Origin of the sequence: Kitasatospora sp. NPDC096077 (assembly GCF_040303245.1) — a bacterium.
GTDB lineage: Bacteria > Actinomycetota > Actinomycetes > Streptomycetales > Streptomycetaceae > Kitasatospora.
Map to the genome: position 1 here is coordinate 42,544 of NZ_JBEOSV010000039.1, position 24,888 is coordinate 67,431.

Annotated in this window: 24 protein-coding genes and 1 pseudogene; 12 read left to right on the top strand and 13 right to left on the bottom strand. The window is 72.3% G+C overall.

Features of this window, described 5'->3' with window-relative positions:
- Positions 1-65 precede the first annotated feature (65 nt).
- The 5 genes and pseudogenes from lpdA to cobU form a co-directional block, all read right to left on the bottom strand.
- On the bottom strand, positions 66-1,454 hold the full coding sequence (lpdA, locus tag ABTZ03_RS28055; protein WP_350515875.1) for a dihydrolipoyl dehydrogenase: 1,389 nt from the start codon (positions 1,452-1,454) through the stop codon (positions 66-68).
- A 405-nt stretch (positions 1,455-1,859) separates the two neighbouring features.
- Entirely contained in the window at positions 1,860-3,365 is a 1,506-nt protein-coding gene (locus tag ABTZ03_RS28060; protein ID WP_350515876.1) for a leucyl aminopeptidase, read from the bottom strand.
- Between the two features lie 256 nt (positions 3,366-3,621).
- A complete protein-coding gene (locus ABTZ03_RS28065; RefSeq protein WP_350515877.1) occupies positions 3,622-4,413 on the bottom strand; it encodes an adenosylcobinamide-GDP ribazoletransferase in 792 nt (263 codons plus the stop codon).
- A 127-nt stretch (positions 4,414-4,540) separates the two neighbouring features.
- Complete coding sequence (locus ABTZ03_RS28070; RefSeq protein WP_350515878.1) at positions 4,541-5,656, bottom strand: nicotinate-nucleotide--dimethylbenzimidazole phosphoribosyltransferase; 1,116 nt, start codon at positions 5,654-5,656, stop codon at positions 4,541-4,543.
- Positions 5,657-5,667: 11 nt separating this feature from the next.
- Positions 5,668-6,243, bottom strand: a pseudogene (gene cobU, locus ABTZ03_RS28075) (bifunctional adenosylcobinamide kinase/adenosylcobinamide-phosphate guanylyltransferase); the annotation flags it as partial.
- Positions 6,244-6,348: 105 nt separating this feature from the next.
- Here cobU and ABTZ03_RS28080 point away from each other — a divergent pair.
- A complete protein-coding gene (locus ABTZ03_RS28080; RefSeq protein ID WP_350515879.1) occupies positions 6,349-6,549 on the top strand; it encodes a hypothetical protein in 201 nt (66 codons plus the stop codon).
- A gap of 43 nt (positions 6,550-6,592) precedes the next feature.
- On the opposite strand, the gene ABTZ03_RS28085 is transcribed toward ABTZ03_RS28080, so the two are convergent.
- Together ABTZ03_RS28085 and ABTZ03_RS28090 are read right to left on the bottom strand one after the other, a co-directional pair.
- Positions 6,593-7,315, bottom strand: coding sequence for a class I SAM-dependent methyltransferase (locus ABTZ03_RS28085; RefSeq protein ID WP_350515914.1), 723 nt, complete (start codon positions 7,313-7,315; stop codon positions 6,593-6,595).
- 197 nt (positions 7,316-7,512) lie between these two features.
- Positions 7,513-8,106, bottom strand: coding sequence for a DUF3043 domain-containing protein (locus tag ABTZ03_RS28090; RefSeq protein WP_350515880.1), 594 nt, complete (start codon positions 8,104-8,106; stop codon positions 7,513-7,515).
- Positions 8,107-8,407: 301 nt separating this feature from the next.
- On the opposite strand from ABTZ03_RS28090, the gene ABTZ03_RS28095 reads away from it, so the two are divergent.
- Entirely contained in the window at positions 8,408-9,217 is an 810-nt protein-coding gene (locus ABTZ03_RS28095; RefSeq protein ID WP_350515881.1) for a PspA/IM30 family protein, read from the top strand.
- 34 nt (positions 9,218-9,251) lie between these two features.
- Positions 9,252-9,551, top strand: coding sequence for a PspA-associated protein PspAA (gene pspAA / locus ABTZ03_RS28100; protein WP_350515882.1), 300 nt, complete (start codon positions 9,252-9,254; stop codon positions 9,549-9,551).
- A gap of 81 nt (positions 9,552-9,632) precedes the next feature.
- Here the strand turns inward: pspAA and nadA are convergent, their stop codons facing one another.
- The gene (gene nadA, locus ABTZ03_RS28105; RefSeq protein ID WP_400917748.1) at positions 9,633-10,817 is read right to left on the bottom strand and encodes a quinolinate synthase NadA; all 1,185 of its coding nucleotides are present in this window, start codon (positions 10,815-10,817) and stop codon (positions 9,633-9,635) included.
- Between the two features lie 220 nt (positions 10,818-11,037).
- Here nadA and ABTZ03_RS28110 point away from each other — a divergent pair, with 220 nt between their 5' ends.
- From ABTZ03_RS28110 to ABTZ03_RS28120, 3 genes are all read left to right on the top strand, one after another.
- Positions 11,038-11,961 (top strand): NADP-dependent oxidoreductase, encoded by a 924-nt coding sequence (locus tag ABTZ03_RS28110; RefSeq protein ID WP_350515883.1) that lies wholly within the window; start codon positions 11,038-11,040, stop codon positions 11,959-11,961.
- 168 nt (positions 11,962-12,129) lie between these two features.
- Positions 12,130-12,594: an Lrp/AsnC family transcriptional regulator gene (locus ABTZ03_RS28115; RefSeq protein ID WP_350515884.1), complete on the top strand. Its 465-nt coding sequence runs from the start codon at positions 12,130-12,132 to the stop codon at positions 12,592-12,594.
- 224 nt (positions 12,595-12,818) lie between these two features.
- Positions 12,819-14,186, top strand: coding sequence for a pyridoxal phosphate-dependent decarboxylase family protein (locus tag ABTZ03_RS28120; RefSeq protein ID WP_350515885.1), 1,368 nt, complete (start codon positions 12,819-12,821; stop codon positions 14,184-14,186).
- A 93-nt stretch (positions 14,187-14,279) separates the two neighbouring features.
- On the opposite strand, the gene ABTZ03_RS28125 is transcribed toward ABTZ03_RS28120, so the two are convergent.
- Positions 14,280-15,143: a GNAT family N-acetyltransferase gene (locus ABTZ03_RS28125; protein WP_350515886.1), complete on the bottom strand. Its 864-nt coding sequence runs from the start codon at positions 15,141-15,143 to the stop codon at positions 14,280-14,282.
- A gap of 244 nt (positions 15,144-15,387) precedes the next feature.
- On the opposite strand from ABTZ03_RS28125, the gene erpA reads away from it, so the two are divergent.
- Positions 15,388-15,741: an iron-sulfur cluster insertion protein ErpA gene (erpA, locus tag ABTZ03_RS28130; RefSeq protein ID WP_350515887.1), complete on the top strand. Its 354-nt coding sequence runs from the start codon at positions 15,388-15,390 to the stop codon at positions 15,739-15,741.
- 99 nt (positions 15,742-15,840) lie between these two features.
- On the opposite strand, the gene ABTZ03_RS28135 is transcribed toward erpA, so the two are convergent.
- Together ABTZ03_RS28135 and ABTZ03_RS28140 are read right to left on the bottom strand one after the other, a co-directional pair.
- On the bottom strand, positions 15,841-16,527 hold the full coding sequence (locus ABTZ03_RS28135; protein ID WP_350515888.1) for a hypothetical protein: 687 nt from the start codon (positions 16,525-16,527) through the stop codon (positions 15,841-15,843).
- 102 nt (positions 16,528-16,629) lie between these two features.
- Positions 16,630-16,839, bottom strand: a complete 210-nt coding sequence (locus ABTZ03_RS28140; RefSeq protein WP_350515889.1) for a hypothetical protein — start codon at positions 16,837-16,839, stop codon at positions 16,630-16,632.
- A 279-nt stretch (positions 16,840-17,118) separates the two neighbouring features.
- On the opposite strand from ABTZ03_RS28140, the gene ABTZ03_RS28145 reads away from it, so the two are divergent.
- The gene (locus ABTZ03_RS28145) at positions 17,119-18,096 is read left to right on the top strand and encodes a carbohydrate kinase family protein (RefSeq protein WP_350515890.1); all 978 of its coding nucleotides are present in this window, start codon (positions 17,119-17,121) and stop codon (positions 18,094-18,096) included.
- Here ABTZ03_RS28145 and ABTZ03_RS28150 read toward each other — a convergent pair.
- Positions 18,089-19,534 carry a cysteine desulfurase/sulfurtransferase TusA family protein gene (locus tag ABTZ03_RS28150; RefSeq protein WP_350515891.1) on the bottom strand — a complete coding sequence of 482 codons (1,446 nt, stop codon included), beginning with the start codon at positions 19,532-19,534 and terminating at the stop codon, positions 18,089-18,091. The genes ABTZ03_RS28145 and ABTZ03_RS28150 overlap by 8 nt on opposite strands.
- Before the next feature lie 316 nt (positions 19,535-19,850).
- On the opposite strand from ABTZ03_RS28150, the gene ctaC reads away from it, so the two are divergent.
- From ctaC to ABTZ03_RS28170, 4 genes are all read left to right on the top strand, one after another.
- Positions 19,851-20,705, top strand: coding sequence for an aa3-type cytochrome oxidase subunit II (ctaC, locus tag ABTZ03_RS28155; protein ID WP_350515892.1), 855 nt, complete (start codon positions 19,851-19,853; stop codon positions 20,703-20,705).
- Positions 20,702-22,477, top strand: a complete 1,776-nt coding sequence (ctaD, locus tag ABTZ03_RS28160; RefSeq protein WP_350515893.1) for an aa3-type cytochrome oxidase subunit I — start codon at positions 20,702-20,704, stop codon at positions 22,475-22,477. Before ctaC ends, ctaD begins: the two co-directional genes overlap by 4 nt.
- Positions 22,477-22,899, top strand: a complete 423-nt coding sequence (locus tag ABTZ03_RS28165; protein WP_188304003.1) for a cytochrome c oxidase subunit 4 — start codon at positions 22,477-22,479, stop codon at positions 22,897-22,899. The genes ctaD and ABTZ03_RS28165 overlap by 1 nt, the downstream gene beginning before the upstream one ends.
- A 187-nt stretch (positions 22,900-23,086) precedes the next feature.
- On the top strand, positions 23,087-24,343 hold the full coding sequence (locus tag ABTZ03_RS28170; protein ID WP_350515894.1) for a L,D-transpeptidase: 1,257 nt from the start codon (positions 23,087-23,089) through the stop codon (positions 24,341-24,343).
- An 18-nt stretch (positions 24,344-24,361) separates the two neighbouring features.
- Here ABTZ03_RS28170 and ABTZ03_RS28175 read toward each other — a convergent pair whose 3' ends face one another.
- A complete protein-coding gene (locus ABTZ03_RS28175) occupies positions 24,362-24,733 on the bottom strand; it encodes a GntR family transcriptional regulator (protein WP_350515895.1) in 372 nt (123 codons plus the stop codon).
- Positions 24,734-24,888: the final 155 nt, after the last annotated feature.

Sequence of the window (24,888 nt, forward strand, 5' to 3'; positions counted from 1 at the left end):
ACTCCTATCAAGTCTTGCGTACGGGAAGTACGGGAAGTACCGGAAAAGGGGGGTGGTGGGCGCGATCAGTCGTGCGCGTGCAGCGGCTTGCCGGCCAGCGCCAGGTGCGCCTCGCCCAGGGCCTCGGACTGGGTCGGGTGCGCGTGGATCAGCTGCGCGACCTCGGCCGGCAGGGCCTCCCAGTTGTAGATCAGCTGGGCTTCGCCGACCTGCTCGCCCATGCGGGCGCCGACCATGTGGACGCCGACCACGGCGCCGTCCTTGACCTGGACGAGCTTGATCTCGCCGGCGGTCTTCAGGATCTTGCTCTTGCCGTTGCCGGCCAGGTTGTACTTCAGGGTGACGACCTTCTCCTTGCCGTACAGCTCGACGGCCTTGGCCTCGGAGATGCCGACGGAGGCGACCTCCGGGTTGGAGTAGGTCACCCGCGGGACGCCGTCGTAGTCGATCGGCATCGGCTTGAGGCCGGCCAGGCGCTCGGCGACCAGGATGCCCTCGGCGAAGCCGACGTGGGCGAGCTGCAGGGTCGGGGCGAGGTCGCCGACGGCCGAGATGGTGGGCACGTTGGTGCGCATGTACTCGTCGACCAGGACGTAGCCGCGGTCCATCGCGACGCCGTTCTCCTCGTAACCGAGGCCGGCCGAGACCGGGCCGCGGCCGATGGCGACGAGCAGCAGGTCGGCGTCGATCTGCTTGCCGTTCTCGGTGGAGACGCGGACACCGGACTCGGTGTACTCGACGCCCGAGAAGCGGGCCTTCAGCTCGAACTTGATGCCGCGCTTGCGGAAGGCGCGCTCCAGCAGCTTGGAGGAGTTCTCGTCCTCCAGCGGGACCAGGTGCGGCAGCGCCTCGACGATGGTGACCTCGACGCCGAAGGACTTCCAGACCGAGGCGAACTCGACGCCGATGACGCCGCCGCCGAGGATGACGACCGACTTCGGGATCCGGTCGAGCTTCAGGGCGTGGTCGGAGGAGATCACGCGGTTGCCGTCGATCTCCAGGCCCGGGATCGAGCGCGGCACCGAACCGGTGGCCAGCACGATGTGGCGGCCTTCGATGCGCTGGCCGTTCACGTCGACCGAGGTCTGCGAGGAGAGCTTGCCCGCGCCCTGGATGAAGGTGACCTTGCGGGACGCCACCAGGCCCTGGAGGCCCTTGTACAGGCCGGCGATGACGTCGTCCTTGTACTTGTGGACGCCGTTGATGTCGATGCCCTGGAAGGTGGCCAGCACGCCGAACTCGGCGGCCTCCTTCGTCTCGTCCGCGATCTCGGCGGCGTGCAGCAGAGCCTTGGTCGGGATGCAGCCGCGGTGCAGGCAGGTGCCGCCCAGCTCACCCTTCTCGACCAGGGCGACGCTCAGACCCAGCTGAGCGGCGCGGAGCGCCGCGGCGTAACCGCCGCTTCCGCCTCCGAGAATGACTACGTCGAAAACGGTGCTGGCGTCGTTCGCCACGTCACGTCCTCCATGCAATGGGGTGGGTCGCCGGGCCGGTCGCGGTCCGGTGGGTCGGAAGCCTTTGTGGGGCGCCCAGTCGTGCCGGAAATACATCTTCGCACTTGTTCGCGGTAGCTGATGTCCGGGTCCACCCCAGGGGTGGTCCACGGAGTGGTCACCGGGGCGGGAACACCCCCGACGGAAGGGCATCATTGCAGCTCAAGGCCCTGTTGACAGCCGCCGGACGGGCGTCTTCCGCGGTGTTCGGGGCCGCCTCTTCCGCAGTGCGGAACAAAGTTTCGCCCGTGGCGAACAAGGGTGCGGTGGGGCGTTCGGGTCTACTCGTCGGTAACCCTCCGGGAACGCCGACGGGGGCCCGGCGCACACGCGCCGGGCCCCCGTCACGGGCTCAGGGCCGGAGGATCAGGCCTTGCCGTTGGCCGCGGTGTGCTCCGCGAACCGGACCAGGGTGCGCACCGCGCTCGCGGTGCCGCCCTTCGGGGTGTAGCCGAACGGGGCGCTCTCGTGGAACGCCGGGCCGGCGATGTCCAGGTGCGCCCAGTCGATGCCCTCGGCCACGAACTCCTTCAGGAACAGGCCGGCGACCAGGCCGCCGCCCATCCGCTCGCCCATGTTCGCCAGGTCGGCGATGGTCGAGTCGGTCATGCCCTTCTTCAGCTCGGCCGGCAGCGGCATCGGCCAGGACTGCTCGCCGACCTCGCCCGCGAGGGTGTGCAGGTTCTCGCGCAGCTCGTCGTTGTTGGCCATCACACCGAAGGTGCGGGTGCCCAGGGCCAGCACCATGGCGCCGGTCAGGGTCGCCACGTCGACGATGACGTCCGGGTTCTCCTCGCCGGCCTTCACGATCGCGTCGGCCAGCACCAGGCGGCCCTCGGCGTCGGTGTTCAGGACCTCGACGGTCTTGCCGCCGTACATGCGCAGCACGTCACCCGGGCGGGTGGCGGTGCCGGACGGCATGTTCTCGGCCAGCGCCAGCCAGGCGGTCACGTTGACGACCAGGCCGAGCCGCTTGGCGGCGACCACGGCGGCGAACACGGCGGCGGCGCCGGCCATGTCGCACTTCATGGTCTCGTTGTGGCCGGCCGGCTTCAGCGAGATGCCGCCCGAGTCGTAGGTGATGCCCTTGCCGATGAACGCCAGCGAGGCCTTCGCCTTCGGGTGGGTGTAGGCCACCTTCACCAGCCGCGGCGGGTTGGCCGAGCCGGTGCCGACGCCCAGCAGGCCGCCGAAGCCGCCCTTGGTCAGCGCCTTCTCGTCCAGCACCTCGACCTTGAGGCCGTGCTCCTTGCCGGCCGCCTGGGCGATCGCGGCGAAGCTCTTCGGGTTCAGGTCGTTCGGCGCGGCGTTGACCAGGTCGCGGGCGCGGTTCATCTCCTCGCCGATCGCGGCGGCCCGCTCCACGGCGGCCTTGGCGTCCTTGCTGCCCTTGCGGGCGGTCAGCACGACCAGCTCGCCGACCGGCTCCTTGCCGGCGCCGTTGGCCTTGTACGTGCCGTAGGAGTACGAGCCGAGCAGGCCGCCCAGCGCGACCGCCTCGACCTCCTCCGCGGACTCGACCGGCAGGGCCAGCGCGGCCTTCTTGGTGCCGGCCAGGGTGCGGGCGGCGACACCGGCGGCGCGGCGCAGCGTCTCCAGGTCGTAGCCGGTCTCGGGGGCCTCGCCGAGGCCGACCGCGAGCACGAGCGCGGCCTTCAGGCCGGCGGGGGAGGCCACCTTGGCGGTCTCGCCCTCGGCGCCGGTCGCGCCCAGGGTGCCGAGGATCTCGGCCAGCTTGCCCTCGAACGCCTCGTTGACGGCCTCGGCGCCGGGGGCCAGCACAATGCCCTTGGGGCCCTTCGCGACACCGACCACCAGGGCGTCCGCGCGCAGGGAGGCGGCGGAGGAGGTGCTCACAGACAATGCAGTCACGTAATGCGTCCTGTTCTTTCGCGGTCCACGGCCGGTCGCGGCGTGACTGCCGAACCGGCGCAGCCCGCCGTCACGGACCGTCCGTCCGACGGGCCCTGCGGGTCCGGGCCCCCTGGCGCGCGCGTCCGCCGGAGCGGCCGCGCACACCAGAGGACCCGGCTCCTCGGTGCGCCGGGCGGGCAGGACCTGCGACGGTGCAGGGCTGCGGTGCTTCACGCATGGTAGTCCGCATGCTGGTATCACGCGCCGCCCGGTGTCAGCCGAGCAACGCCAGGGCGAACAGCGTGCCGGTCGCGGCGGTCTCCGCCATCGCGCCGAGCACGTCCCCGGTGATCCCGCCGAACCGGCCGACACACCGCCCTAGCAGCAGCCGGGCGCAACCGAGGCCGAGCACAACGGCCAAGGGGAGACGAAGGGTTGACCAGCCGTCGAGCGCTCCGACCGCGGCCAGGGCGAGCGCGGCGAGGGCCGTCCCGGCCGCGGCCCCGGCGGGTGTGACGGTGCCCGCCACCATCGCCCCGAGCCCACCCGGGCGGGCGGCCGGCACCGACCGCCGACAGCCCCAGGCGAGCGCGCAACGCGCGGACACCGCCGAGGCGAGCACCGCGAGCGCGCCGCGCGTCGTCGAGTGCCCGAACTGACCGGCCAGCGCGGCGACCTGGGCCAGCAGCACCAGCAGCAGGGTCAGGACGCCGAACGGGCCGATGTCGGACTGCTTCATGATCCGCAGCGCGTCCTCGGCCGGCTTGCCGCTGCCCAGCCCGTCGGCGACGTCCGCCAGGCCGTCCAGGTGCAGACCCCTGGTCAGCGCGGCCAGTACCCCGACCGCCGCCACCGCACCGAGCGACCCGCCCGCCCGCCAGGCCACCAGGGCCCCGCCGACGGCCGCGATCCCGCCCAGTACCGCCCCGACCACCGGAGCCGCCGTCATCGCCCGGCCCCCCGCCGCCCGGTCCCAGCGCTCCACCCGCACCCGCAGCACCGACAGCGTCCCGAACGCGAACCGCAGCCCCTCGCCCCACGTCGCCCGCTCGCCGCCGCCGGCCATCGCTCCCACTCCTCCAGCACACCCGAACCGCACCGACAGAAACCCGTGCCCGCCCGGGCCGCACCCGGGCAAACAGAATCCCCGCGCCCCGACGGGGGCGCGGGGAAGCGCGCGGGCCGGACAGGGTCTAGAGCCGCCGCAACAGATCGGCCGCCGACGGCAGCTTCGGCTGCTCCTTCGGCGCCGACGGCACGAACGGCCGCGGTGCCTCGTCCGCGAGCGCGTCGCCCGCCGCCTGGAGCAGCGGCAGTGCGAGCACCGCGCCGACGCCCTCGCCCACCGTGATCCCCTGGTCCTGCAGCGGCGTCAGGGTCAGCCGGTCGTACGCCTTCGCCTGGGCCGGCTCGCCGCTGGACTGCCCGGCCCGCCACCACTCCGGCGCCCGGAAGGCGATCCGCTGCGCGACCAGCGCGCAGGCCGAGGAGACCACGCCGTCCAGCACCACCGGCAGCCGGCGGACGGCGGCCTGGAGCAGGAAGCCGGTGATCGCCGCGAAGTCGGCCCCGCCGGTGGCGCCGAGCAGTGCCAGCTGGTCGCCGAGCACCGGCCGGGCCCGCCGCAGCGAGTCCCGGATGGTGGCGCACTTGACCATCCAGACCCGGTCGTCGATGCCCGAGCCGCGCCCGCACACCGCCGCCGCGTCCGTCCCGCACAGCGCGCCGACCAGGACGGCGGCCACCGTGGTGGAGCCGACCCCGAGGTCGCCGAGCAGCACCAGGTCGGTGCCGGAGTCGGCCTCCTCGTCGGCCACCGCCATGCCGGCCCGGAAGGCCCGGACGGTCTCCTCCGGGGTGAGCGCGTCCTCGATGTCGATCCGGCCGGAACCGCGCCGGATCCGGTGGGCGACCACCTCGTCCGGGAAGTCCGCCGGGTCGACGTCCACCGCGACGTCGACCACCCGCAGTTCGGCGCCGTAGCGCGAGGCCAGTCGGGCCACCGGGGCGCTGCCGTCGAGCACGGCCCGCACCCGGGCCGCGGTGCCGCCGGCGGCGGGCAGCCGGGAGACGCCGAGCGCGGCCACGCCGTGGTCGGCGGCGAACAGCAGCACCTTGGGCGCCGAGACCGGCCGTACCGGGGAACGCCCCTGTACGGACGACAGCCAGCTGCCCAGCTCCTCCAGCTTGCCGAGGCCGCCACGCGGCCGCCCGGCCTCCTGCCAGCGTTCCTCGGCGGCCCGCCGGGCGCTGTCGTCGGGGCGCTCGACGAGCGAGGAGAACGTATCGAGATCCACGGTCGTGTCCATCGTCCGGAAGGCTACACGCCGCAGGTGTGCGGGCTCGGCTTGACCGTCAGAACCTGTCCGGCGACGACCAGCTGCACCCGCTCCGAGGCGTCCGCCACGGCCATGTTGAGCCGGCCCAGGGTGTCCCGGAACCGCCGTCCGGCGGCGGTGGCCGGCACGACGCCCATGCCGACCTCGTTGCTCACCGCGACGGCGGTCCGCGAGGTGTCCGCCCAGGCCACGGCCAGTGCCTCGCAGCGGCGCTGCACCGCGGCCTCGCCGCCGGCCGCCCAGGTGGCGTCGTCCCAGGCCCCGCACTCGTCCATCACGGCGGTCAGCCACAGCGCCAGACAGTCGATCAGCACCGGCGCCCGGTCCGCGTCGTCGGCCAGCACGGCCTCCAGGTCGCAGGTCTCGGCGGTGCGCCAGCCGGCCGGGCGGCGCACCCGGTGCAGCTCGACCCGCTGGGCCCACTCGGCGTCGCCGTCCCTGGTCCCGCCGGTGGCCACGTACAGGACGTCGGGGTGCGCGGCGAGCAGCTGCTCGGCGCGGGTGGACTTGCCGGAGCGCGCGCCGCCGAGCAGCAGCGTGCGGGGGAGCGGGGGGTGGGTCGCCATGCCGCCCATCCTGCCCGACAGGCATACGGAAGATCGGGCCGGGCAGGCTATGGTGCGCAGCACTACGGCACACAGCGTCAGTGGGAGGAGCCGGGCATGGTCTGGACGTGGCGGTACGAGAAGACGGACGGCACTGCGGTGACGCCGAGCCTTGCCCAGGAGGAGTTCGCCGGCCAGGGGGACGCCGAGACCTGGATCGGGGAGACCTGGAAGCAGCTCGCCGAGGAGGGCGTGGACACCGCGGTCCTGCTGGAGGACGGCACCAAGATCTACGGGATGAGCCTGCACGAGGGCTGACCTCGCCGCGGGGCTGATCCCCGCACGAGCGGGCGAGTGACCGCTACTTCGCCCCGAACACGTGCAGCAGCGCCGCGACCTGCCGGTACGGGTCGGTGCGGGCGGCCCGGTCCTCGGCCTCCAGCAGCTGGGCCAGCTGCCGCCCGTCCACCGGCGGGGCCGCGTCGTCGGGGGCGTTGTCGGTGAAGACCCGGACGCCGTACCAGTGCCGCAGCGGCACCGACACCTCGGAGAGGGTGACGGTCAGGTCGGCGAGCCGGTCGGCGCGGGCGGCCAGCCCGAGCCGGTTGTAGTACCGGTCGCTCTCGAAGGCGTGCAGGGTGGCCCGCCAGTCCCCGGCGGCGGCGGGCCGCAGCGCCAGCGCGTCGCGGTTGCGGACCAGCAGCGAGAGCAGCCCGCCGGGCGCCAGCAGCCGGGCCAGCGAGGCGATCATCGGATCGGGGTCGGGCAGGTACATCAGGACGCCGTGGCAGAGCACCACGTCGAAGCTGCGCGGGCCGAACCAGCGCCCGCACTGGTGGCTGTCGCCGCTGAGCAGCTGCATCCGGCCGCGCACCTCGGGCGGCTCCTCGGCGAGGGCCCCCTGGGCGACGCCGAGCGCGACCGGGTCGGAGTCGATCCCGGTGACGTAGTGTCCCGCCCGGGCCAGCCGCAGGGCCTGGGTGCCCTGCCCGCAGCCGATGTCGAGGACGCGCTGCCCGGTGCGGCCGGCCAGCTGCTCGGCGAGCTGCCGGGAGACCAGCTCCTGCCGGACGAAGTCGCGCAGTCCGCCGAGCCGGTCGAGCCAGGCACCGGTGCCGCCGGCGAAGGAGCCGCTGCGCGAGGGCAGCTTGCGCTCCTGGCCGAGCCGGTCGTGGCCGCCGCCCCCCTGACCGGGGAGCCCGCCGCCCTGTCCGGGGAGTGCGTAGAGGCCGGGCCCCTCCCAGGACGGCGGGGCCCAGCCGGAGTCCACCGGTTCGGCGGTCAGGGCTTCTCCCCGCGCCGCACCTGCGGCTTGGGCAGGCGCAGCCGGCGCATCTGCAGGGTGCGCATGACGCCGTAGGCGACGGTGCCGCGGGTGTTCTGCCCGGCGAAGCGCTCGGCGAGCTGCTTGCGCAGGCCGAAGCCGAGGCGGACGAAGTCCAGGATGACCAGGACGAAGAACAGCAGGAACAGCAGCGTGGACAGCAGCTGCAGGGCCGGCACCTTGACGATGCTCAGCACCAGGATGACCACGGCGGCCGGCAGGAAGAACTCGGCGAGCGACCAGCGGGAGTCCACGTAGTCGCGGGCGAACTTGCGCACCGGGCCCTTGTCACGGGCCGGCAGGTGGCGCTCGTCGCCGTCGATCAGCGCCTGGCGCTGCTTCTCGCGCTCGACCCGCATCCGGTCGCGGGCCTGGCGGGAGGCCTCCTTGCGGTCCTTGGGCACGGTCACCCGGGTGCGCCGGCTGGCCTCGGCCTCGCTGCGCTTGGGGGTGGGGCGGCCCTTCTTGGCCTGCGGGTCGCGGACCTGGGGCGTCTCGTCCTCCAGCACGGTGGCGGAGGCGGCGGCATCATCTGAACGGCGTCGGAACACACCACCAGCGTACGGGGTGCGCGGCCGCGACCACGGGTCCCCTCGGACCCAAACGCATATCGATCCGTCCGGTCGTGTCCCGACCCGGGTCGCCCGGGCTCTTCCCGTAGGGGATCAATCGGATGGACTATGGGGAGGATGAGAGGCGGATCCACCCGGGGGATGAGGATCCGACGCTGGTCGGTGTAGCAGTCTTGTTGCAGGCAGGTGCACTGCGGCGATGGGCTCGCTGCACATACACTCGTCGTGTCTGGTAACGAGATTTAAGACCGCAGGCCGGAGAAGGGGGCACCCGAGGCCCATGAGCGACGGAATCATGAAGCGTATGGGGCTGATCTTCCGCTCCAAGGCGAACAAGGCCTTGGACCGGGCGGAGGATCCGCGTGAAACGCTCGACTACTCGTACCAGAAGCAGCTCGAACTGCTGCAGAAGGTACGGCGTGGCGTGGCGGACGTCGCGACCTCGCGCAAGCGCCTGGAACTCCAGCTGACCCAGCTCCAGCAGCAGTCCGCGAAGTACGAGGACCAGGGCCGCAAGGCGCTGTCCCTCGGCCGCGAGGACCTTGCGCGCGAGGCGCTGACCCGCAAGGCCAACATGCAGTCCCAGATCAACGATCTGGAGACGCAGTACCAGGCCCTGCAGGCCGAGGAGGAGAAGCTCACCCTCGCCTCCCAGCGCCTCCAGGCCAAGGTGGACGCCTTCCGCACCAAGAAGGAGACCATCAAGGCCACCTACACCGCGGCGCAGGCCCAGACCCGCATCGCCGAGTCCTTCTCCGGCATCTCGGAGGAGATGGGCGATGTCGGCCTGGCGATCCAGCGTGCCGAGGACAAGACGGCGCAGATGCAGGCCCGGGCCGGTGCGATCGACGAGCTGCTGGCCTCCGGCGCGCTCGACGACGCCAGCGGTCTCGGCCGCAAGGACGACATCGAGGCCGAGCTGGAGCGGGTGGCCGGCGGTTCCGACGTCGAGCTGGAGCTGGCCCGGATGAAGGCCGAGCTGTCCGGTGGCCCCGCCGCCGGTCCGGCCGCGATCGAGCAGGGCAAGCCGGCTCAGCAGCCGCAGGACGCCCACCCGCAGGACACCCCGCGCATCAACTACAACAAGTGAGCTGAACGCACCCACGAACCAGGAGAAGCGCAGCATGATCATGAGGGTCATGGGTGAGGGGCAGTACGAGGTGGGCGAGGACCACCTGAACCTGCTCAACCAGCTCGACGACGAGCTGCTCACCGCTGTGGAGTCGGGCGATGAGGACAGCTTCCGGCAGGCCTACGGCAAGCTGCTGGGCGCCGTGAAGCAGTACGGCACCCGGCTGGCGGACGACTCGCTGGAGCCGTCCGAGCTGATCCTGCCGAGTGCCGAGGCGACCCTCGACGAGGTCCGGGCCCTGCTGCTGTCCGAGGGCGAGGGCGTCATCCCGGGGTTCCCCGAGTACGAGTAGCCGCGCGGCCGCTGCCAGACGAAAGGGCGGGTCCCCTCCAGTGGGAGGGGACCCGCCCTTTCGTCGTTCTCCGGGCCCGGGCTACGGCAGGGCCAGCATCCGGTCCAGCGCGGCCTTGGCGTACTTCTCGGTCTCCGCGTCGACCGTGATCACGTTCGGCACCCGGCCCTCGACCAGCGACTCCAGCGCCCAGACCAGGTGCGGCAGGTCGATCCGGTTCATGGTCGAGCAGAAGCAGACCGTGCGGTCCAGGAAGACGATCTCCTTGTCCGGGTGCGCCTTGGCGAGGCGGCGGACCAGGTTCAGCTCGGTGCCGATGGCCCACTTGGAGCCGGGCTCGGCGGCGTCCAGCGCCTTGATGATGTACTCGGTCGAGCCCACCATGTCGGCGGCCGCGACGACCTCGTACTTGCACTCGGGGTGCACCAGGACGGTCACGCCGGGGATCCGCTCGCGGACGTCGTTCACCGAGTCCACGCTGAACCGGCCGTGCACCGAGCAGTGGCCGCGCCAGAGGATCATCTTGGCGTCCCGCAGCTGCTCGGCGGTCAGGCCGCCGTTGGGCTTGTGCGGGTTGTACAGGACGCAGTCGTCGAGCGAGAGGCCCAGGTCCCGCACGGCGGTGTTGCGGCCGAGGTGCTGGTCGGGCAGGAAGAGCACCTTCTGGCCCTGCTCGAACGCCCACTCCAGGGCGCGCTGGGCGTTGGAGGAGGTGCAGATGGTGCCGCCGTGCTTGCCGGTGAAGGCCTTGATGTCGGCGGAGGAGTTCATGTACGAGACCGGGACGGTGACGTCGGCTATGCCGGCGTCGGTCAGCACGTCCCAGCACTCGGCGACCTGCTCGGCGGTGGCCATGTCGGCCATCGAGCAGCCGGCCGCGAGGTCCGGCAGCACGACCTGCTGGTCGTCACCGGTGAGGATGTCCGCGGACTCGGCCATGAAGTGCACGCCGCAGAAGACGATGTACTCGGCCTCGGGGCGGGCCGCGGCGTCGCGGGCGAGCTTGAAGGAGTCGCCGGTGACGTCGGCGAACTCGATCACCTCGTCGCGCTGGTAGTGGTGGCCGAGGATGAAGACGCGGTCGCCGAGGGCGGCCTTGGCGGCCCGGGCGCGATCGACGAGGTCGGGGTCGGAGGCCGCCGGGAGGTCGCCGGGGCATTCGACGCCGCGCTCGCTGTTCGGGTCGGCCTCCCGGCCGAGCAGCAGCAGAGCGAGCGGCGTCGGAGTGGGGTCGACGCCGTGGGTCTCGGTGATGGTGGTGGTCACGGGCGGGTGCCCTTCTGTGCGGCCGAACCAGCGGTGGGGCCTTTTCGTCTATCTGACGCTATCTATTCTAACCGGTTAGCGTCAGAGTGACGATGGCCATCCTGTCGATGTGACGAGAACCGCTCTGCGGATCGGGCCCCTGGCGCGGCCGGATAGCCAATTCGGGGGGGTCGGCCGTGGCCGAATCGATATTTCGAAGCCTCCGGGTATGGCTGAGCCCATGAAAGCAATCGCGATCAACCGCTACGGCGGCCCCGAGGTGGTCGAGTACACCGACCTGCCCGACCCCAAGGTCGGCCCCGACTCCGTGCTGGTGCAGGTCCGGGCGGCCGGGGTGAACCCGGTGGACTGGAAGGTCCGGGACGGCGCCCTGGACGGCCTGCTGGACGCGCACTTCCCCCTGGTCATGGGCTGGGACGTGGCGGGCGTGGTCCGTGCGGTCGGCGGCGGGGTGACCGAGTTCGCCCCGGGCGACGAGGTGTACGGCTACGTCCGCAAGGACGCGGTGGAGCACGGCACCTACGCCGAACTGGTCTCCGCCCCGGTCCGCACCCTGGCCCGTCGGCCCGCCGCGCTGGACTGGGCGCAGTCCGGCGGCCTGCCGCTGGCCGGGCTCACCGCGTTGCAGAGCCTGAACGCGCTGGGGCTGGCGGCGGGGGAGACCCTGCTGGTGCACGCCGCGGCCGGCGGGGTCGGCCACCTGGCCGTCCAGCTCGCCCGGGCCCGCGGCGCCCGGGTGATCGGCACCGCGGGCGAGCGCAACCACGACTACCTGCGCGGCCTCGGCGCCGAGCCGGTCGCGTACGGCGAGGGCCTGGCCGAGCGGGTCCGCGCGCTCGCCCCGGACGGGGTGGACGCGGCCCTGGACCTGGTCGGCCGCGGCGCCGTCCAGGTCTCGGCCGAGCTGGTGGCCGACCCGGCCCGGATCGCCTCGATCACCGACTTCGGGGTCAAGGCGCTGGGTGGCCACTACGTCTGGGTCCGCCCGGACGCGGCCGGACTGGCGGAGCTGGCCGCGCTCGCCGACGACGGCCGGCTGACCGTCATCGTCGCCTCCACCTTCCCGCTGGCGCAGGCGGCCTCCGCCCAGGCGCTCAGCGCCGAGGGACGCACCCGGGGCAAGATCGTCCTCCTGGTGGACTGAGCGCGCCGGGTGAACAGACGGCCTTCTCGCCGTCATCTGTCGGCGATGAACTCGTTCAGGTCATCCGCCAGAATGGGTGGCGAACCGTTTCGGCAAGAGCGGCAGTGCCAGCGCCGCCGCGCCGGGACGCCCCCTCGCCCCCCGCACGACCCGTGGAGCCCCGCACCGATGACCAGCAGCCGAGCGCACGAGGTGATCGGGACGGACCTCGACGAGACCGACCGCCAGCTCCTCGCCCGCCTCGGCAGCGACGGTCGCGCCTCCTACGCCGAGATCGGCCTCCAGGTGAACCTCTCCGCCACCGCCGTGCGCCGCCGGATCGACCGGCTCCGGGCGCGCGGCGTGGTGCGGGGCTTCACCGTGGTGCTCGACCCGGCCGTGCTCGGCTGGCAGACCGAGGCCTTCGTCGAGGTCTACTGCCGGGAGCGCACCGCCCCCGAGGAGATCCTCGCCAGCCTGAGACAGTTCCCCGAGGTGATCGCCGCCTGGACGGTCACCGGCGACCCGGACGCCCTGGTGCACCTGCGGGCCGCCGACATGCGCCACCTGGAGGCCGTCATCGAGCGGATCCGGCGCGAGCCCGGCGTCCAGCGCAGCCGCTCCTCGGTGGTCCTCTCCCAGCTGATCGGCTGACCGCCGGCCCGCCCCCGTCCCGTCCCCGTATCGGACCCGTCAAGGTCGGCGCAGGAATCCTGCGCCGACCCGTCCGAACACGCCCGAAACCTGCCTGACCAGCCGCGTTCCGACGCGCGGCGAGGCCGCCCCGCTGCCTACGCTGATCACGTCCGGTCAGTGCGGTGAGGTCCTCCTGTCGCGAGCGGACCGCCCCCCGACACCCACAGCCGAGAGGGACAGCCGTGTCCGCAGCACCCGACCGCATGCACCGGCCCGACAACGACCTGGTCGACCTGGTTTTCGACTACATGCGGGAACGGCTGCAGTACGACCCCGTCCCGCTCGACCACCCCGGTGACGGCGAGCACCTGCGCACCCAGCTGGCCGGCCTGCTCAACCAGGACGGCAACGCCCCGGCCGACGTGCTCAAGCTGTACGACCACGAGCTGTCCCGCGCGGTCATCTCCGCCGACAGCCCCCGCTACCTGTCCTTCATCCCGTGCGCCCCGACCAAGGCCGCGCTGCTGTTCGACATGGTCGTCTCCTGCGCCTCGCTGCAGGGCATCTCCTGGCTGGAGGCGGCCGGCGCCATCGCCGCCGAGAACCAGGTGCTGCGCCTGATAGCCGACCGGGCCGGGATGCCCGCCTCGGCCGGCGGCTGCTTCGTCTCCGGCGGCTCGGCGGGCAACCTGTCCGCCCTGGTGGTCGCCCGCGACACCGCTCGCCGCCGGCTCGGCGTCGGCCCGGAGGCCCGGCTGCGGATCGCCGTCGCCGACCAGGTGCACTCCTCGGTCAAGAACACCTTCAACATCATCGGCGTCGAGGCCTTCAAGGTCCCGACCGTGGACCGCCGCTTCACCGGCGAGGCGCTGCGCGCCGCCCTGGCCGCCGACCCGAACCCCGAGACGGTGATCGCCGTCGTCGGCACCGCCGGCACCACCAACGAGGGCATCGTCGACGACCTGGCCGGCCTGGCCGAGGTCGCCCGCGAGCGGGACCTGTGGTTCCACGTGGACGGCGCCTACGGCGGCGCGGGCCTGTTCGCCCCGTCGGTGCGCGAGCGCTACAACGGCATCGAGCACGCCGACTCCTTCGTGGTCGACCCGCACAAGTGGCTGTTCGCCCCCTTCGACTGCGCCGCGCTGATCTACCGCAACCCGCAGCTCGCCCGCGCCGTGCACACCCAGGACGCCTCCTACCTGGACGTCCTGCACACCGAGGGCGACGAGTGGAACCCCACCGACTACGCCTACCACCTGACCCGGCGCGCCCGCGGCCTGCCGCTCTGGTTCTCGCTGGCCGTGCACGGCGTCCAGGCCTACACCGACGCCATCGAGACCGGCCTCCAGCTGGCCCGGGACACCGCCCAGCTGATCCGCGACGCCGAGCACCTGGAGCTGCTGTTCGATCCGCAGCTCTCCGCCGTCTGCTTCAAGCGCACCGGCTGGACCAACGACGACTACTACCGCTGGTCGCAGCAGCTGCTCGCGGACCAGATCGGCTTCGTCACCCCGACCGGCTGGGACGGCGAGACGGTCGCCCGCTTCGCCTTCCTGCACCCGGGCACCACCATGGAGATGGTCCGCGAGATCCTGGACACCATGGCCTGATCGGGCCCGTCGTCCGTCCGTACGGCCCCGCCGGTCCACCCGGCGGGGCCGTACGCACCTCCGGGGCCGTACGCACCTCCGGGGCCGCACGCCCTACAGGAACGCCCCGCTCGGCAGGTACGGCGCCGGCGGCCGCATCCCGCGCACCCCGACGAAGCCGGCCGTCTCCGGGGTCAGCCCGACCTCCAGCCCGACGTCCAACGCCCACTCCTGCTCGGCGGTCAGGTACTCCACCCGCGCCTCGACCCCGTCCGGCACCCGGGCCAGCGCCTCGCGCAGCAGCCGGGCCGCGATCCGCTTGCTGGTGGCCGCCAGCAGCCGCACCACCCCGCCGTCCCGGTAGCAGTAGCCGCTGCCGGCCAGCGCGTCGGCGACCAGCAGCTCCTCGAAGTGCCCCAGCATCAGTTCGTGGTCCGGGCCGTGCGCGGACCCGCGCAGCCGCCGGTCCACCGAGTCCAGCAGGTGCAGGTGGGTGGCGTTGCCGCGGTGCACCGGGATGTCGCCCGGGTCGATCAATCCCTCCCGGTCCACCCGGCCGGTCAGCCGCATCGCCGGGTGCAGGGTGAAGCCGGCCAGCCGGTAGCGGCGGGCCGCCGCCGGGGAGCCGGAGACGCAGACCATCCCGCGCAGGCAGCCCCCGGCGTGCGCCAGGGCCCGTTCGAACAGCAGTCGGCCGACGCCCCGGTCCCGCGCGGTCGGCCGGACCGCGAACAGCGACGGCATCCACAGGCCCTCGCGACGCATCGACAGCACCACCCCGACCGCCTGCCCGCCGCTCTCCGCCAGCCAGCAGCCCCCGGGATCGGTGCGCGCCAGGTGCCGGGTCCGGGCCAGCTGCAGCGGTGTCGGCCGGGGCGGCCGCGCGGGGTCGTCGGACGGTGCGGCGAACGCGGCGAGGGACACCTCCTGGACGACCTCCGCGTCCGCTGCGGTGTCCCTGACCTGGCGAAGGATCATGCCGCCCATCCTGGCGTCCGGGGGGCGGCCGTGGGGCCCGTTCGCCCGGATCCGTACCGCGGGCGGTGCCCGCTCCGCCGCGGTTGTGCGAGCATGGGGAGGTAGAGGCCCGGGTGACACGCCCGGCCCACGGAGAACCAGGCGTCGAGCAGGCCGCAGAAATCCATCGCCGACCGGGAAATGAAACCGGACGGTCCGTGGTTGGCACTGGCGGCAGACCGTCGTCAAGACCGGGAGAAAGCAGATGACCGTCCAGGACGAGACCACCGTCGAGAGTGGCATCCTCCTTACCGATGCCGCCGCGGCCAAGGTCAAGGCCCTGCTGGAGCAGGAAGGCCGCGAGGACCTGGCGCTGCGCGTCGCCGTCCAGCCCGGTGGTTGCTCCGGCCTGCGTTACCAGCTGTTCTTCGACGAGCGCTCGCTCGACGGCGACGTGCTCAAGGACTTCAACGGCGTCAAGGTGGTCACCGACCGCATGAGCGCCCCGTACCTGGGTGGCGCCACCGTCGACTTCGTCGACACCATCGAGAAGCAGGGCTTCACGATCGACAACCCGAACGCCACCGGCTCCTGCGCCTGCGGCGACTCGTTCAGCTAGGCCTGACGGCCGGCCTCGAACGGTGAGGCGGCCCCGGGGACTTCCCCGGGGCCGCCTCTTCGCGTTCCGCCGTCTCCGCCGCTCCCGCCGCTCCCGCTGCTACCGCGCGGGGCCGTCCGGGGTCACCGGGTCCGGGCCCATGTGGGCGTCGCCCTCCAGCGGCACCTCCTGGCCGCTGGTCCGGTCCACCACCGTCCGCCCGGCCAGCGGCGAACGCAGGTCGGCGGAGACGGCCTGCCGCTTCGCCAGCGCGGTGCAGACCTGCCCCGGCTGGACGGCGGGCGGGCCCGGCACGACCGCGACGTCCACCTGGCCGGACTGCGACTCGTCCGCCTTCAGCGCGTACTTGGTGCAGACCCCGCCGAAGAAGTACACGGTCAGCTTGGTACCGCCGTCCAGCCGGTAGCCGATCGGCGGGCGGACATTGGGATTGGCCGTGCCCGTCCCCGCCGGGTTCGGCTCACCGGGGGCGATCCCGTTGGCCGGGGGAGTGGCCGCGCCCGAGGGCCGGCCCGGCGCGGGCTGGGCCGGGGTCGGGGACCAGCCGGTCGGCGGCGCCTGGCCGGACGGGCTCGCGGTGCCGGCCCCCTCGGACGGTGAGCCGGGGGCCGACGGTGCCGACGGGGAGGCGCTCGTCGAACCCGAGGCGCCCGCGGTGGCCGCCGCCGAGTCGGCGGAAACCTTGCCGTCCCCGTTGCACCCGGCCAGAGTCACCACCGCCGCCAGCGCGGCCACCGCCAGGGCCGTCGCCCGCCGTCCACGGCGCGGCATCGTCTCCAGATCCATCTGCACATCCTCCCGAGGGCTCAGCGGCGCCGCCTCCTCGGCCGCTCCGCGCGGATGTGACGTGCCCCGGTCGGATCCGGTTCCGTGCCGGTCCGGGTCGGCTCAGATGCCGTACTCGGCCATCCCGGCGACCAGCCGCTGCGCCCCGGACGGGACCCGGACGCCGACGGACGCGGGGGTGGCCGGCTCCGGTCCGGCCGTCACCAGCGGCCAGAACCGGCGCAGCCGCCGGGAGGAACTGACCAGGGCGTCCAGGGTCTCGCCGTCCGCGTCCGCCCGACGGGCGTCCGAGGGGGAGTGGTCGGTCATCATCGGGCATCGCTCCGATCCAGGGCCGCGGCCGCACTGCCACGGCTGAAGACGGGCCCCGCCCGGGTCCGGCAGGGCTCCTGAGGCCGACCCTAGGCCGGGCCCCGGAGGCCCACCAGTGCTACCCGGAGGTAGTACACGTTCGAGGGTGCCGGGTGCCACCACGGTCGGAGGGACGGCGAGCAGCTTGCGGGACTCTTGCTGGCGCGCCCGCCCGGACGGGTACCGTGGGTGGGTTCATCCACCCCCGCTGGCCCGTGTTGCCATCCTGAGGAGACCCCCGTGCGTATCGCCGTCGCCGGCTCGATCGCCACCGACCACCTGATGACGTTCCCCGGTCGGTTCGCCGACCAGCTCGTCGCCGAGCAGCTGCACACCGTGTCGCTGTCGTTCCTGGTCGACGCCCTGGACATCCGCCGTGGCGGGGTCGCCCCGAACATCGCGTTCGGCATGGGCGTGCTCGGGCTCCGCCCGGTCCTGGTCGGTGCCGCCGGCGCGGACTTCGCCGAGTACCGCAGCTGGCTGGAGCGCAACAACGTGGACTGCGACTCGGTCCACATCTCCGAGACCCGGCACACCGCCCGCTTCATGTGCACCACGGACGAGGACCACAACCAGATCGCCTCGTTCTACACCGGTGCCATGGCCGAGGCCCGCAACATCGAGCTCAAGCCGATCGTCGACCGGGTCGGCGGCCTCGACCTCGTGCTGATCGGCGCCGACGACCCGCAGGGCATGGTGCGGCACACCCAGGAGTGCCGCACCCGCGGTTACGCCTTCGCCGCCGACCCCTCCCAGCAGCTGGCCCGACTGGACGGCGAGGACATCCGCGAGCTGGTGGACGGCGCCTCGTTCCTGTTCACCAACGAGTACGAGGCCGCGCTGATCGAGACCAAGACCGGCTGGGACGCCGAGGAGCTGCTCACCCGGGTCGGCACCCGGATCACCACCCTGGGCAGCAAGGGCGTCCGGATCGAGCGCAAGGGCGAGGCCCCGATCGTGGTCGGCTGCCCGGCCGAGGACGCCAAGGTCGACCCGACCGGCGTCGGCGACGCCTTCCGGGCCGGCTTCCTGGCCGGTCAGTCCTGGGCGCTCGACCTGGAGCGCTCGGCCCAGCTCGGCTGCATGCTCGCCACCCTGGTGATCGAGACCGTCGGCACCCAGGAGTACGAGCTGCGCCCGACCGCCTTCCTGAAGCGCTTCGAGGCCGCCTACGGCGCCGAGGCCGCCGCCGAGATCAGCGCCCACCTGGTCAAGTAGTCCGCCGGACGAGGTAGGCCGAGCCCCGGTCGCCGCCGTAGTCGGCGGCCGGGGCCTCGCCCGCGTACTCCTGGTCGCGCATCCCGCACCAGGCCGGGATGTCCAGCCGGGCCGCCTCGTCGTCCGCCAGCACGACGACCGTGCCGCCCACCGGCACCTCGCCGATCCGCTTCGCCAGCTCGATCACCGGCAGCGGACAGCGCTTCCCCAAGGCGTCGAGAACCAGGAGCGGTGCGGACGCGGCCGCAGGCGCGGGCAGGTCCAGCCCGAGCGGCGCCCGGACCCCGGCGACCAGCTCGGGCAGCACGGTGAGGAAGCGCTCCACGTCCGCCTCGGCCGTCCCGTACGGCAGCGAGACCCGGACGTTGCCCTCGGTGAGCACCCCCATCGCGGCCAGCACATGGCTCGGCGTCAGGGTGGAGGAGGTGCAGGAGGAGCCGGAGGAGACCGCGAAGCCCGCCCGGTCCAGCTCGGTCAGCAGCACCTCGCCGTCCACGTACAGGCAGGAGAAGGTGACGAGGTGCGGCAGCCGCCGCACCGGGTCGCCGACCACCTCGACCTCGGGCACCAGCTGCGGCACCCGGGCGCGGATCCGCTCCACCAGCGCGTGCAGCCGGGCGTTCTCCCGCTCGGCCTCGGCCCGTACGGCCCGCAGCGAGGCGGCCGCGGCCACGATCGCCGGGACGTTGACGTACCCGGGCACCCGCCCGCCCTCGCGCTCGTCGGCCGGCAGCGGGGAGGCGTACCGGACGCCCTTGCGCACGGCGAGGACCCCGACCCCGGGCGGACCGCCCCACTTGTGGGCGCTCGCGGTCAGCAGCGACCAGCCCGCCGGGACGTCCACCCGCCCGGCGCTCTGCGCCGCGTCGACCAGCAGCGGCACCCCGGCCCCGGCGCACAGCGCGGCCACCTCGTCGACCGGTTGGACGGTGCCCACCTCGTGGTTGGCGCTCTGCAGGGCGGCCAGCGCGGTGTCCGGGCGGAGCAGGCCGCCGAAGGCCGCCGGGTCGACCCGTCCGCCGCGGTCGACCGGGACGACCGAGACCTCGCCGCCGGAGGCCTCGTGGCGCTCCGCGACGTGCAGCACGCTGGAGTGCTCCACCGCGGAGTGCACCAGGTGCCCGCCGCGCCGCCGGTTCCCGGACAGGGCGCCCAGCAGGCCGAGTTGGACGGCCTGGGTGCCGCTGGCGGTGAAGGAGATCTCGTCGGCCCGCGCGCCCAGGACGGCGGCGACCGTCTCCCGGGCGGCGTCCAGCAGCATCCGGGCCTGTCGGCCGGAGCGGTACAGCCGGGCCGGATCGGCCCAGCCCTCGTCCAGGGCGGCGGTCAGGGCCTGCCGCGCGACGGGGTGCAGAGGGGCCGTCGAGGCCACGTCGAAGTACACGGTCACATTTAACGACACACCCGGGAACGGGGTGGCGGCGGCGGGATTGCTCACCGGTCGTCAGTCGATCATCCCGAATGTCCGCTTCGTCCGGTCCCGACGGGCCGTCACCCGCGATGTTCGAGGTCATCCCCCGATCGGGCGTAAGGACCTCGAATGCCTACGATGACCTGCGGCGCAGCCCCTGCCGGGCCTGATCGGGCGACCGGGCGGCGCGTTACCGGGGGCTGCCCGTCAGGAGCGCATAAGGCTGGAGTAGGGTTTGGCCCGCATAAGCATTCAAACCGTGCCCGTGGACGGGTCGCCGGAGGGGCTCACACTCCCCTCCCGGTGCGACGCGAAGGCGGGCGAGACTTCGGGAAGGCGCTACGTGAGTCCCAACGGCTCCGACCGCTCGCCGCGGCGCACGATGCGGCGGAAGCTGCCTCAGGCGCTGGCACTGGGCCTCGTCATCGCGACCGCCACCGGCTGCTCGGCCAACGACCTCCCCAGGCTTGGCCTCCCGAGTCCGGTCACGAAGGAAGGACCCATGGTCCTCCAGATGTGGCAGGGCTCCTGGATCGCGGCGCTGGTGGTCGGCGTACTGATGTGGGGTCTGATCATCTGGAGCGTGATCTTCCACCGGCGCAAGCGCACCGGCGTGGAGATCCCCCCGCAGACCCGGTACAACGTGCCCATCGAGGCGCTCTACACCGCGGTCCCCATCATCATCGTCTCGGTCCTCTTCTACTTCGTCGCCCGCGACGAGTCGAAGCTGATCTCCGTCTCCGCCAAGCCGCAGCACTACGTCAACGTGGTGGGCTTCCAGTGGAGCTGGGCGTTCAACTACGAGAACACCGAGACCCCCGACCCGGCCAACAAGGACGCCGCGTACGACGTCGGTACGCCCAAGGACGCTCCGACGCTCTGGCTGCCGGTCAACGAGACGGTGCAGTTCCGACTGACCTCTCGTGACGTCATCCACGACTTCTGGCCCGTCAACTTCATGATGAAGATGGACGTCGTTCCGGGCGTGGTGAACAAGTTCGAGGTCACCCCGACCGTCAAGGGCGACTACATGGGCAAGTGCGCCGAGCTCTGCGGCGTCGACCACTCGCGCATGCTGTTCAACGTCAAGGTCGTCGATCGCGCCGACTACGACAAGCACCTGGCCGAGCTCCGTGCGAAGGGCCAGGAAGGCGCGGTGCCCTCCGGCGTCATCACCATGGGAAGTGAAGCGAAGTGACCATCCTCAACGAGCCCGCCGCGGCCGGCGGGGGCGCCGAGGCCGTCACGGTCGGGGCGCAGCGGACCCGCAAGCCGGGTTCGACCATCATCAAGTGGTTGACCACCACTGACCACAAGACGATCGGCACGATGTACCTCGGTACGTCGTTCGCCTTCTTCCTGATCGGTGGCATCCTCGCCCTGGTCATGCGCGCCGAGCTGGCTCGTCCCGGGACCCAGATCCTGTCGAACGAGCAGTTCAACCAGGCGTTCACGATGCACGGCACGATCATGCTGCTGATGTTCGCGACCCCGCTGTTCGCGGGCTTCGCGAACTGGATCATGCCGCTCCAGATCGGCGCCCCGGACGTGGCCTTCCCGCGTCTGAACATGTTCGCGTACTGGCTGTACCTCTTCGGTTCGTCGATCGCGGTCGGCGGCTTCCTGACGCCGAACGGCGCCGCCGACTTCGGCTGGTTCGCCTACTCCCCGCTGTCGGACGCGGTGCACTCGCCCGGCGTCGGCGGCGACATGTGGATCATGGGTCTGGCCTTCTCCGGCTTCGGCACGATCCTCGGTGCGGTCAACTTCATCACCACGATCATCTGCATGCGCGCTCCGGGCATGACGATGTTCCGGATGTCGATCTTCGTCTGGAACGTCCTGCTGACCTCGGTGCTGGTCCTGCTGGCCTTCCCGGTGCTCGCCGCCGCGCTGTTCGCCCTGGAGGCGGACCGCAAGTTCGGGGCCCACGTATTCGATCCCGCCAACGGCGGGGCGATGCTGTGGCAGCACCTGTTCTGGTTCTTCGGCCACCCCGAGGTGTACATCATCGCGCTGCCGTTCTTCGGCATCGTGTCGGAGATCATCCCGGTCTTCAGCCGCAAGCCGATGTTCGGCTACTCCGGCCTGATCGCGGCCACCATCGCGATCGCCGGTCTGTCCGTGACGGTGTGGGCGCACCACATGTACGTCACCGGGCAGGTGCTGCTGCCGTTCTTCTCCTTCATGACCTTCCTGATCGCGGTCCCGACCGGTGTGAAGTTCTTCAACTGGGTCGGCACCATGTGGAAGGGCTCGCTGAGCTTCGAGACCCCGATGCTCTGGACGGTCGGCTTCCTGGTCACCTTCCTCTTCGGTGGTCTGACCGGTGTCCTGCTGGCCTCCCCGCCGATCGACTTCCACGTCTCGGACTCGTACTTCGTCGTCGCCCACTTCCACTACGTGGTCTTCGGCACCGTCGTCTTCGCGATGTTCGCCGGCTTCCACTTCTGGTGGCCGAAGATGACCGGCAAGATGCTGGACGAGCGCCTCGGCAAGATCACCTTCTGGACGCTGTTCTTCGGCTTCCACACCACCTTCCTGGTGCAGCACTGGCTCGGCGCGGAGGGCATGCCCCGCCGCTACGCCGACTACCTGGCCTCGGACGGCTTCACCACGCTGAACACCGTCTCGACCATCGGCTCCTTCGTGCTCGGCCTGTCGATCCTGCCGTTCCTCTACAACGTCTGGAAGACCGCCAAGTACGGCGAGAAGGTCGAGCAGGACGACCCGTGGGGCTTCGGCCGCTCCCTGGAGTGGGCGACCTCCTGCCCGCCGCCGCGGCACAACTTCCTCACCCTGCCCCGGATCCGCTCCGAATCCCCGGCCTTCGACCTCCACCACCCGGAGATCGCCGCGCTGGACTACCTGGAGAACCACGGCGAGCCGGCCAAGCACCTCGCCGGTGTGACCCCGGCGAAGTACGACGCCCCGAAGCTGGGCAAGGGCAAGCAGGAGGGTGACGCCTGATGAAGGAACAGGGAAAGATCTTCCTCGGTCTGGCGGTCTTCGTGCTGGCGATGGCCATCACGTACGGCCTGTGGACCAGCCACGCGAGCAACGGCCCGGGTCTGGAGGCAGCCGGTACCACCGCGCTGTTCCTGGCCTTCGGCCTGTGCGCCTTCATCGGGTACTACCTCGCCTTCACCGCCCGTCGGGTGGACAGCGGCGCGGGTGACAACCCCGAGGCCGAGGTCGCGGACGACGCCGGCGAGCTGGGCTTCTTCGCCCCGCACAGCTGGCAGCCGCTGTCGCTGGCGCTCGGTGGCGCGCTCGCCTTCCTGGGCGTGATCTTCGGCTGGTGGCTGATGTTCTGGGCCGCTCCGATCATCCTGATCGGCATCTTCGGATGGGTCTTCGAGTTCTACCGGGGCGAGAACCAGAACCAGTAGGTTCGGCAGGTTCCGTTGCCGACACCAGGGCCGGTCTTCCCGCACGGGGGGACCGGCCCTGCTGCGTCCGGGGAGTGACGAGCTCACTCACCCGGGTGAACGGGAGGTCGCTCGGATGTCGTTCGATCCGGGCGGTTCCTACGATCTGAGCAATCGTGCGAATAGTGCAGACCCCTCGGAGGCGGTCATGGCCGACAGGCGCGGAATCGCAGGCATCGGCAGCATCTCGCTGGCCCTGGCAGTGCTGGCCCCCTTGGCCGCCTGCTCCTCAGGCGAGGACGATCCCGCCGGCCCGCACCGGATCGACGCGGGTCCGCTCGTCCACCTCTCGGCCGAGGGCAAGGTCGACCCGTCCAAGCCGGTCACCGTGACCGCCGTGGCGGGCAGCCGGCTCACCGACGTCACCGTGGTCGGCCCGGACGGCCGGGTGGTGGCCGGGCGGCTCGCCGACGACCAGCGCAGCTGGCAGACCACCGGCCGGCTGAAGGCCGGCACCGCCTACGCCGTCCGGATCGCCGCCGACGACGGCCGCAACGGCCGCGGCGACACCACCCAGGGCTTCACCACCCTGGCCGCCCAACGCCTGCTCACCGCCGAGCTCGGCCCGGAGACCTCCAGCAGCGGCGTCTACGGGGTGGGCCAGCCGCTCACCGTGACGCTCTCCGAGGCGGTGAAGGACCCCCAGGCCCGCCAGGAGGTCGAGCGGGTGCTCACCGTGAGCTCCCAGCCGGCCGTCACCGGCGCCTGGTACTGGGTGGACGACAAGAACCTGCACTTCCGCCCGGAGGACTACTGGCCGGCCGGGACGGCCGTGGCGCTGGCCTTCGACGGCACCGGCGTCCGGATCTCCGACGGCCTCTACGGCGGCGACCGCACCTCGATCCGGATGCGGATCGGCGCGCGGGTCGAGTCGGTCGTCGACGCGGCCGCCCACCAGCTCACCCTCAAGCGTGACGGCGAGGTGGTCCGGACCATCCCGGTGACCACCGGCAAGCCCGGCTTCGACACCCGCAACGGCGTCAAGGTGGTGCTCGGCCAGGAGCGCTCGGTGCGGATGAACGGCGAGACCATCGGAATAAAGGCCGGTAGCTCGGAGTCGTACGACCTGGACGTGCTGTGGGCCACCCGGGTGACCTGGAGCGGCGAGTACGTCCACGCGGCGCCCTGGTCGGTCGGCGCGCAGGGCGTCGAGAACGTCAGCCACGGCTGTACCGGCATGAGCACCGACAACGCCAAGTGGTTCTACGACAACACCCGGATCGGGGACCTGGTGACGGTGGTGAACAGCCGTGGCGCCACCATGGAGCCCTTCGGCAACGGCTTCGGGGACTGGAACGTCTCCTGGACGGACTGGGTCAAGCACAGCGCCCTCGGACAGCCCCTCGGCACCACCGCCCCGCCCTCCCAGGCGCCCGCCGCCGGGATGATGCGCCCGGAGGTCTGATCCGGGCCAGGAGGGGCGTCACGCCCCGGGATAGGCCAGGTCCAGCGCGGTGACCACGGCGGCCAGGGCGTCCGGCCGGGAGAGCCCCAGCCGGTGCGCCCGCGCCGCGTACTCGGCGGCGGCCTCGGCGGCCAGCCGGTGGGCGGCGTCCCCGGTGGCGGCGATCAGGGTGCCGCGCCGGCCGTGGGTCTCCACCACGCCGTCCGCCTCCAGCTCCTTGTAGGCCCGGGCGACCGTCCCGGCGGCCAGCCCCAGCTCCTCGGCGAGGGCCCGTACGGTCGGCAGCCGCAGCCCGGTCGGCAGCGCGCCGGAGCGGGCCTGCTCGGCGATCTGGGCGCGGATCTGCTCGTACGGGGGAGTGGCGGCGGCGGGGTCGACGGACAGCTGCACGGACGGCTCCTGGAGGCGCTGCGGGTACGGGGCTGGCTGATGGGCATTGGCAGACGGGCACTGGCGGACGGGCACTGGTGGATGGGCAAAGGCCGAGGGCCGCCGACCAGGTGAACTCTGGTCAGCGGCCCTCGGGGGTGACGCGGGGTGCGTAC

Bases quoted from the DNA above. Each gene is read 5' to 3' on its own strand.
- ABTZ03_RS28065 (WP_350515877.1), bottom strand. From the start codon at position 4,413: ATGGCCGGCGGCGGCGAGCGGGCGACGTGGGGCGAGGGGCTGCGGTTC.
- ABTZ03_RS28080 (WP_350515879.1), top strand. From the start codon at position 6,349: ATGGTCTGGACGTGGCGGTACGAGAAGACGGACGGCACTGCGGTGACG.
- ABTZ03_RS28140 (WP_350515889.1), bottom strand. From the start codon at position 16,839: ATGATGACCGACCACTCCCCCTCGGACGCCCGTCGGGCGGACGCGGAC.
- ABTZ03_RS28170 (WP_350515894.1), top strand. From the start codon at position 23,087: ATGGCCGACAGGCGCGGAATCGCAGGCATCGGCAGCATCTCGCTGGCC.
- ABTZ03_RS28110 (WP_350515883.1), top strand. From the start codon at position 11,038: ATGAAAGCAATCGCGATCAACCGCTACGGCGGCCCCGAGGTGGTCGAG.
- ABTZ03_RS28125 (WP_350515886.1), bottom strand. From the start codon at position 15,143: ATGATCCTTCGCCAGGTCAGGGACACCGCAGCGGACGCGGAGGTCGTC.
- ABTZ03_RS28070 (WP_350515878.1), bottom strand. From the start codon at position 5,656: ATGGACACGACCGTGGATCTCGATACGTTCTCCTCGCTCGTCGAGCGC.
- ABTZ03_RS28165 (WP_188304003.1), top strand. From the start codon at position 22,477: ATGAAGGAACAGGGAAAGATCTTCCTCGGTCTGGCGGTCTTCGTGCTG.
- pspAA (WP_350515882.1), top strand. From the start codon at position 9,252: ATGATCATGAGGGTCATGGGTGAGGGGCAGTACGAGGTGGGCGAGGAC.
- ABTZ03_RS28135 (WP_350515888.1), bottom strand. From the start codon at position 16,527: ATGGATCTGGAGACGATGCCGCGCCGTGGACGGCGGGCGACGGCCCTG.
- erpA (WP_350515887.1), top strand. From the start codon at position 15,388: ATGACCGTCCAGGACGAGACCACCGTCGAGAGTGGCATCCTCCTTACC.
- ABTZ03_RS28115 (WP_350515884.1), top strand. From the start codon at position 12,130: ATGACCAGCAGCCGAGCGCACGAGGTGATCGGGACGGACCTCGACGAG.
- ABTZ03_RS28095 (WP_350515881.1), top strand. From the start codon at position 8,408: ATGAGCGACGGAATCATGAAGCGTATGGGGCTGATCTTCCGCTCCAAG.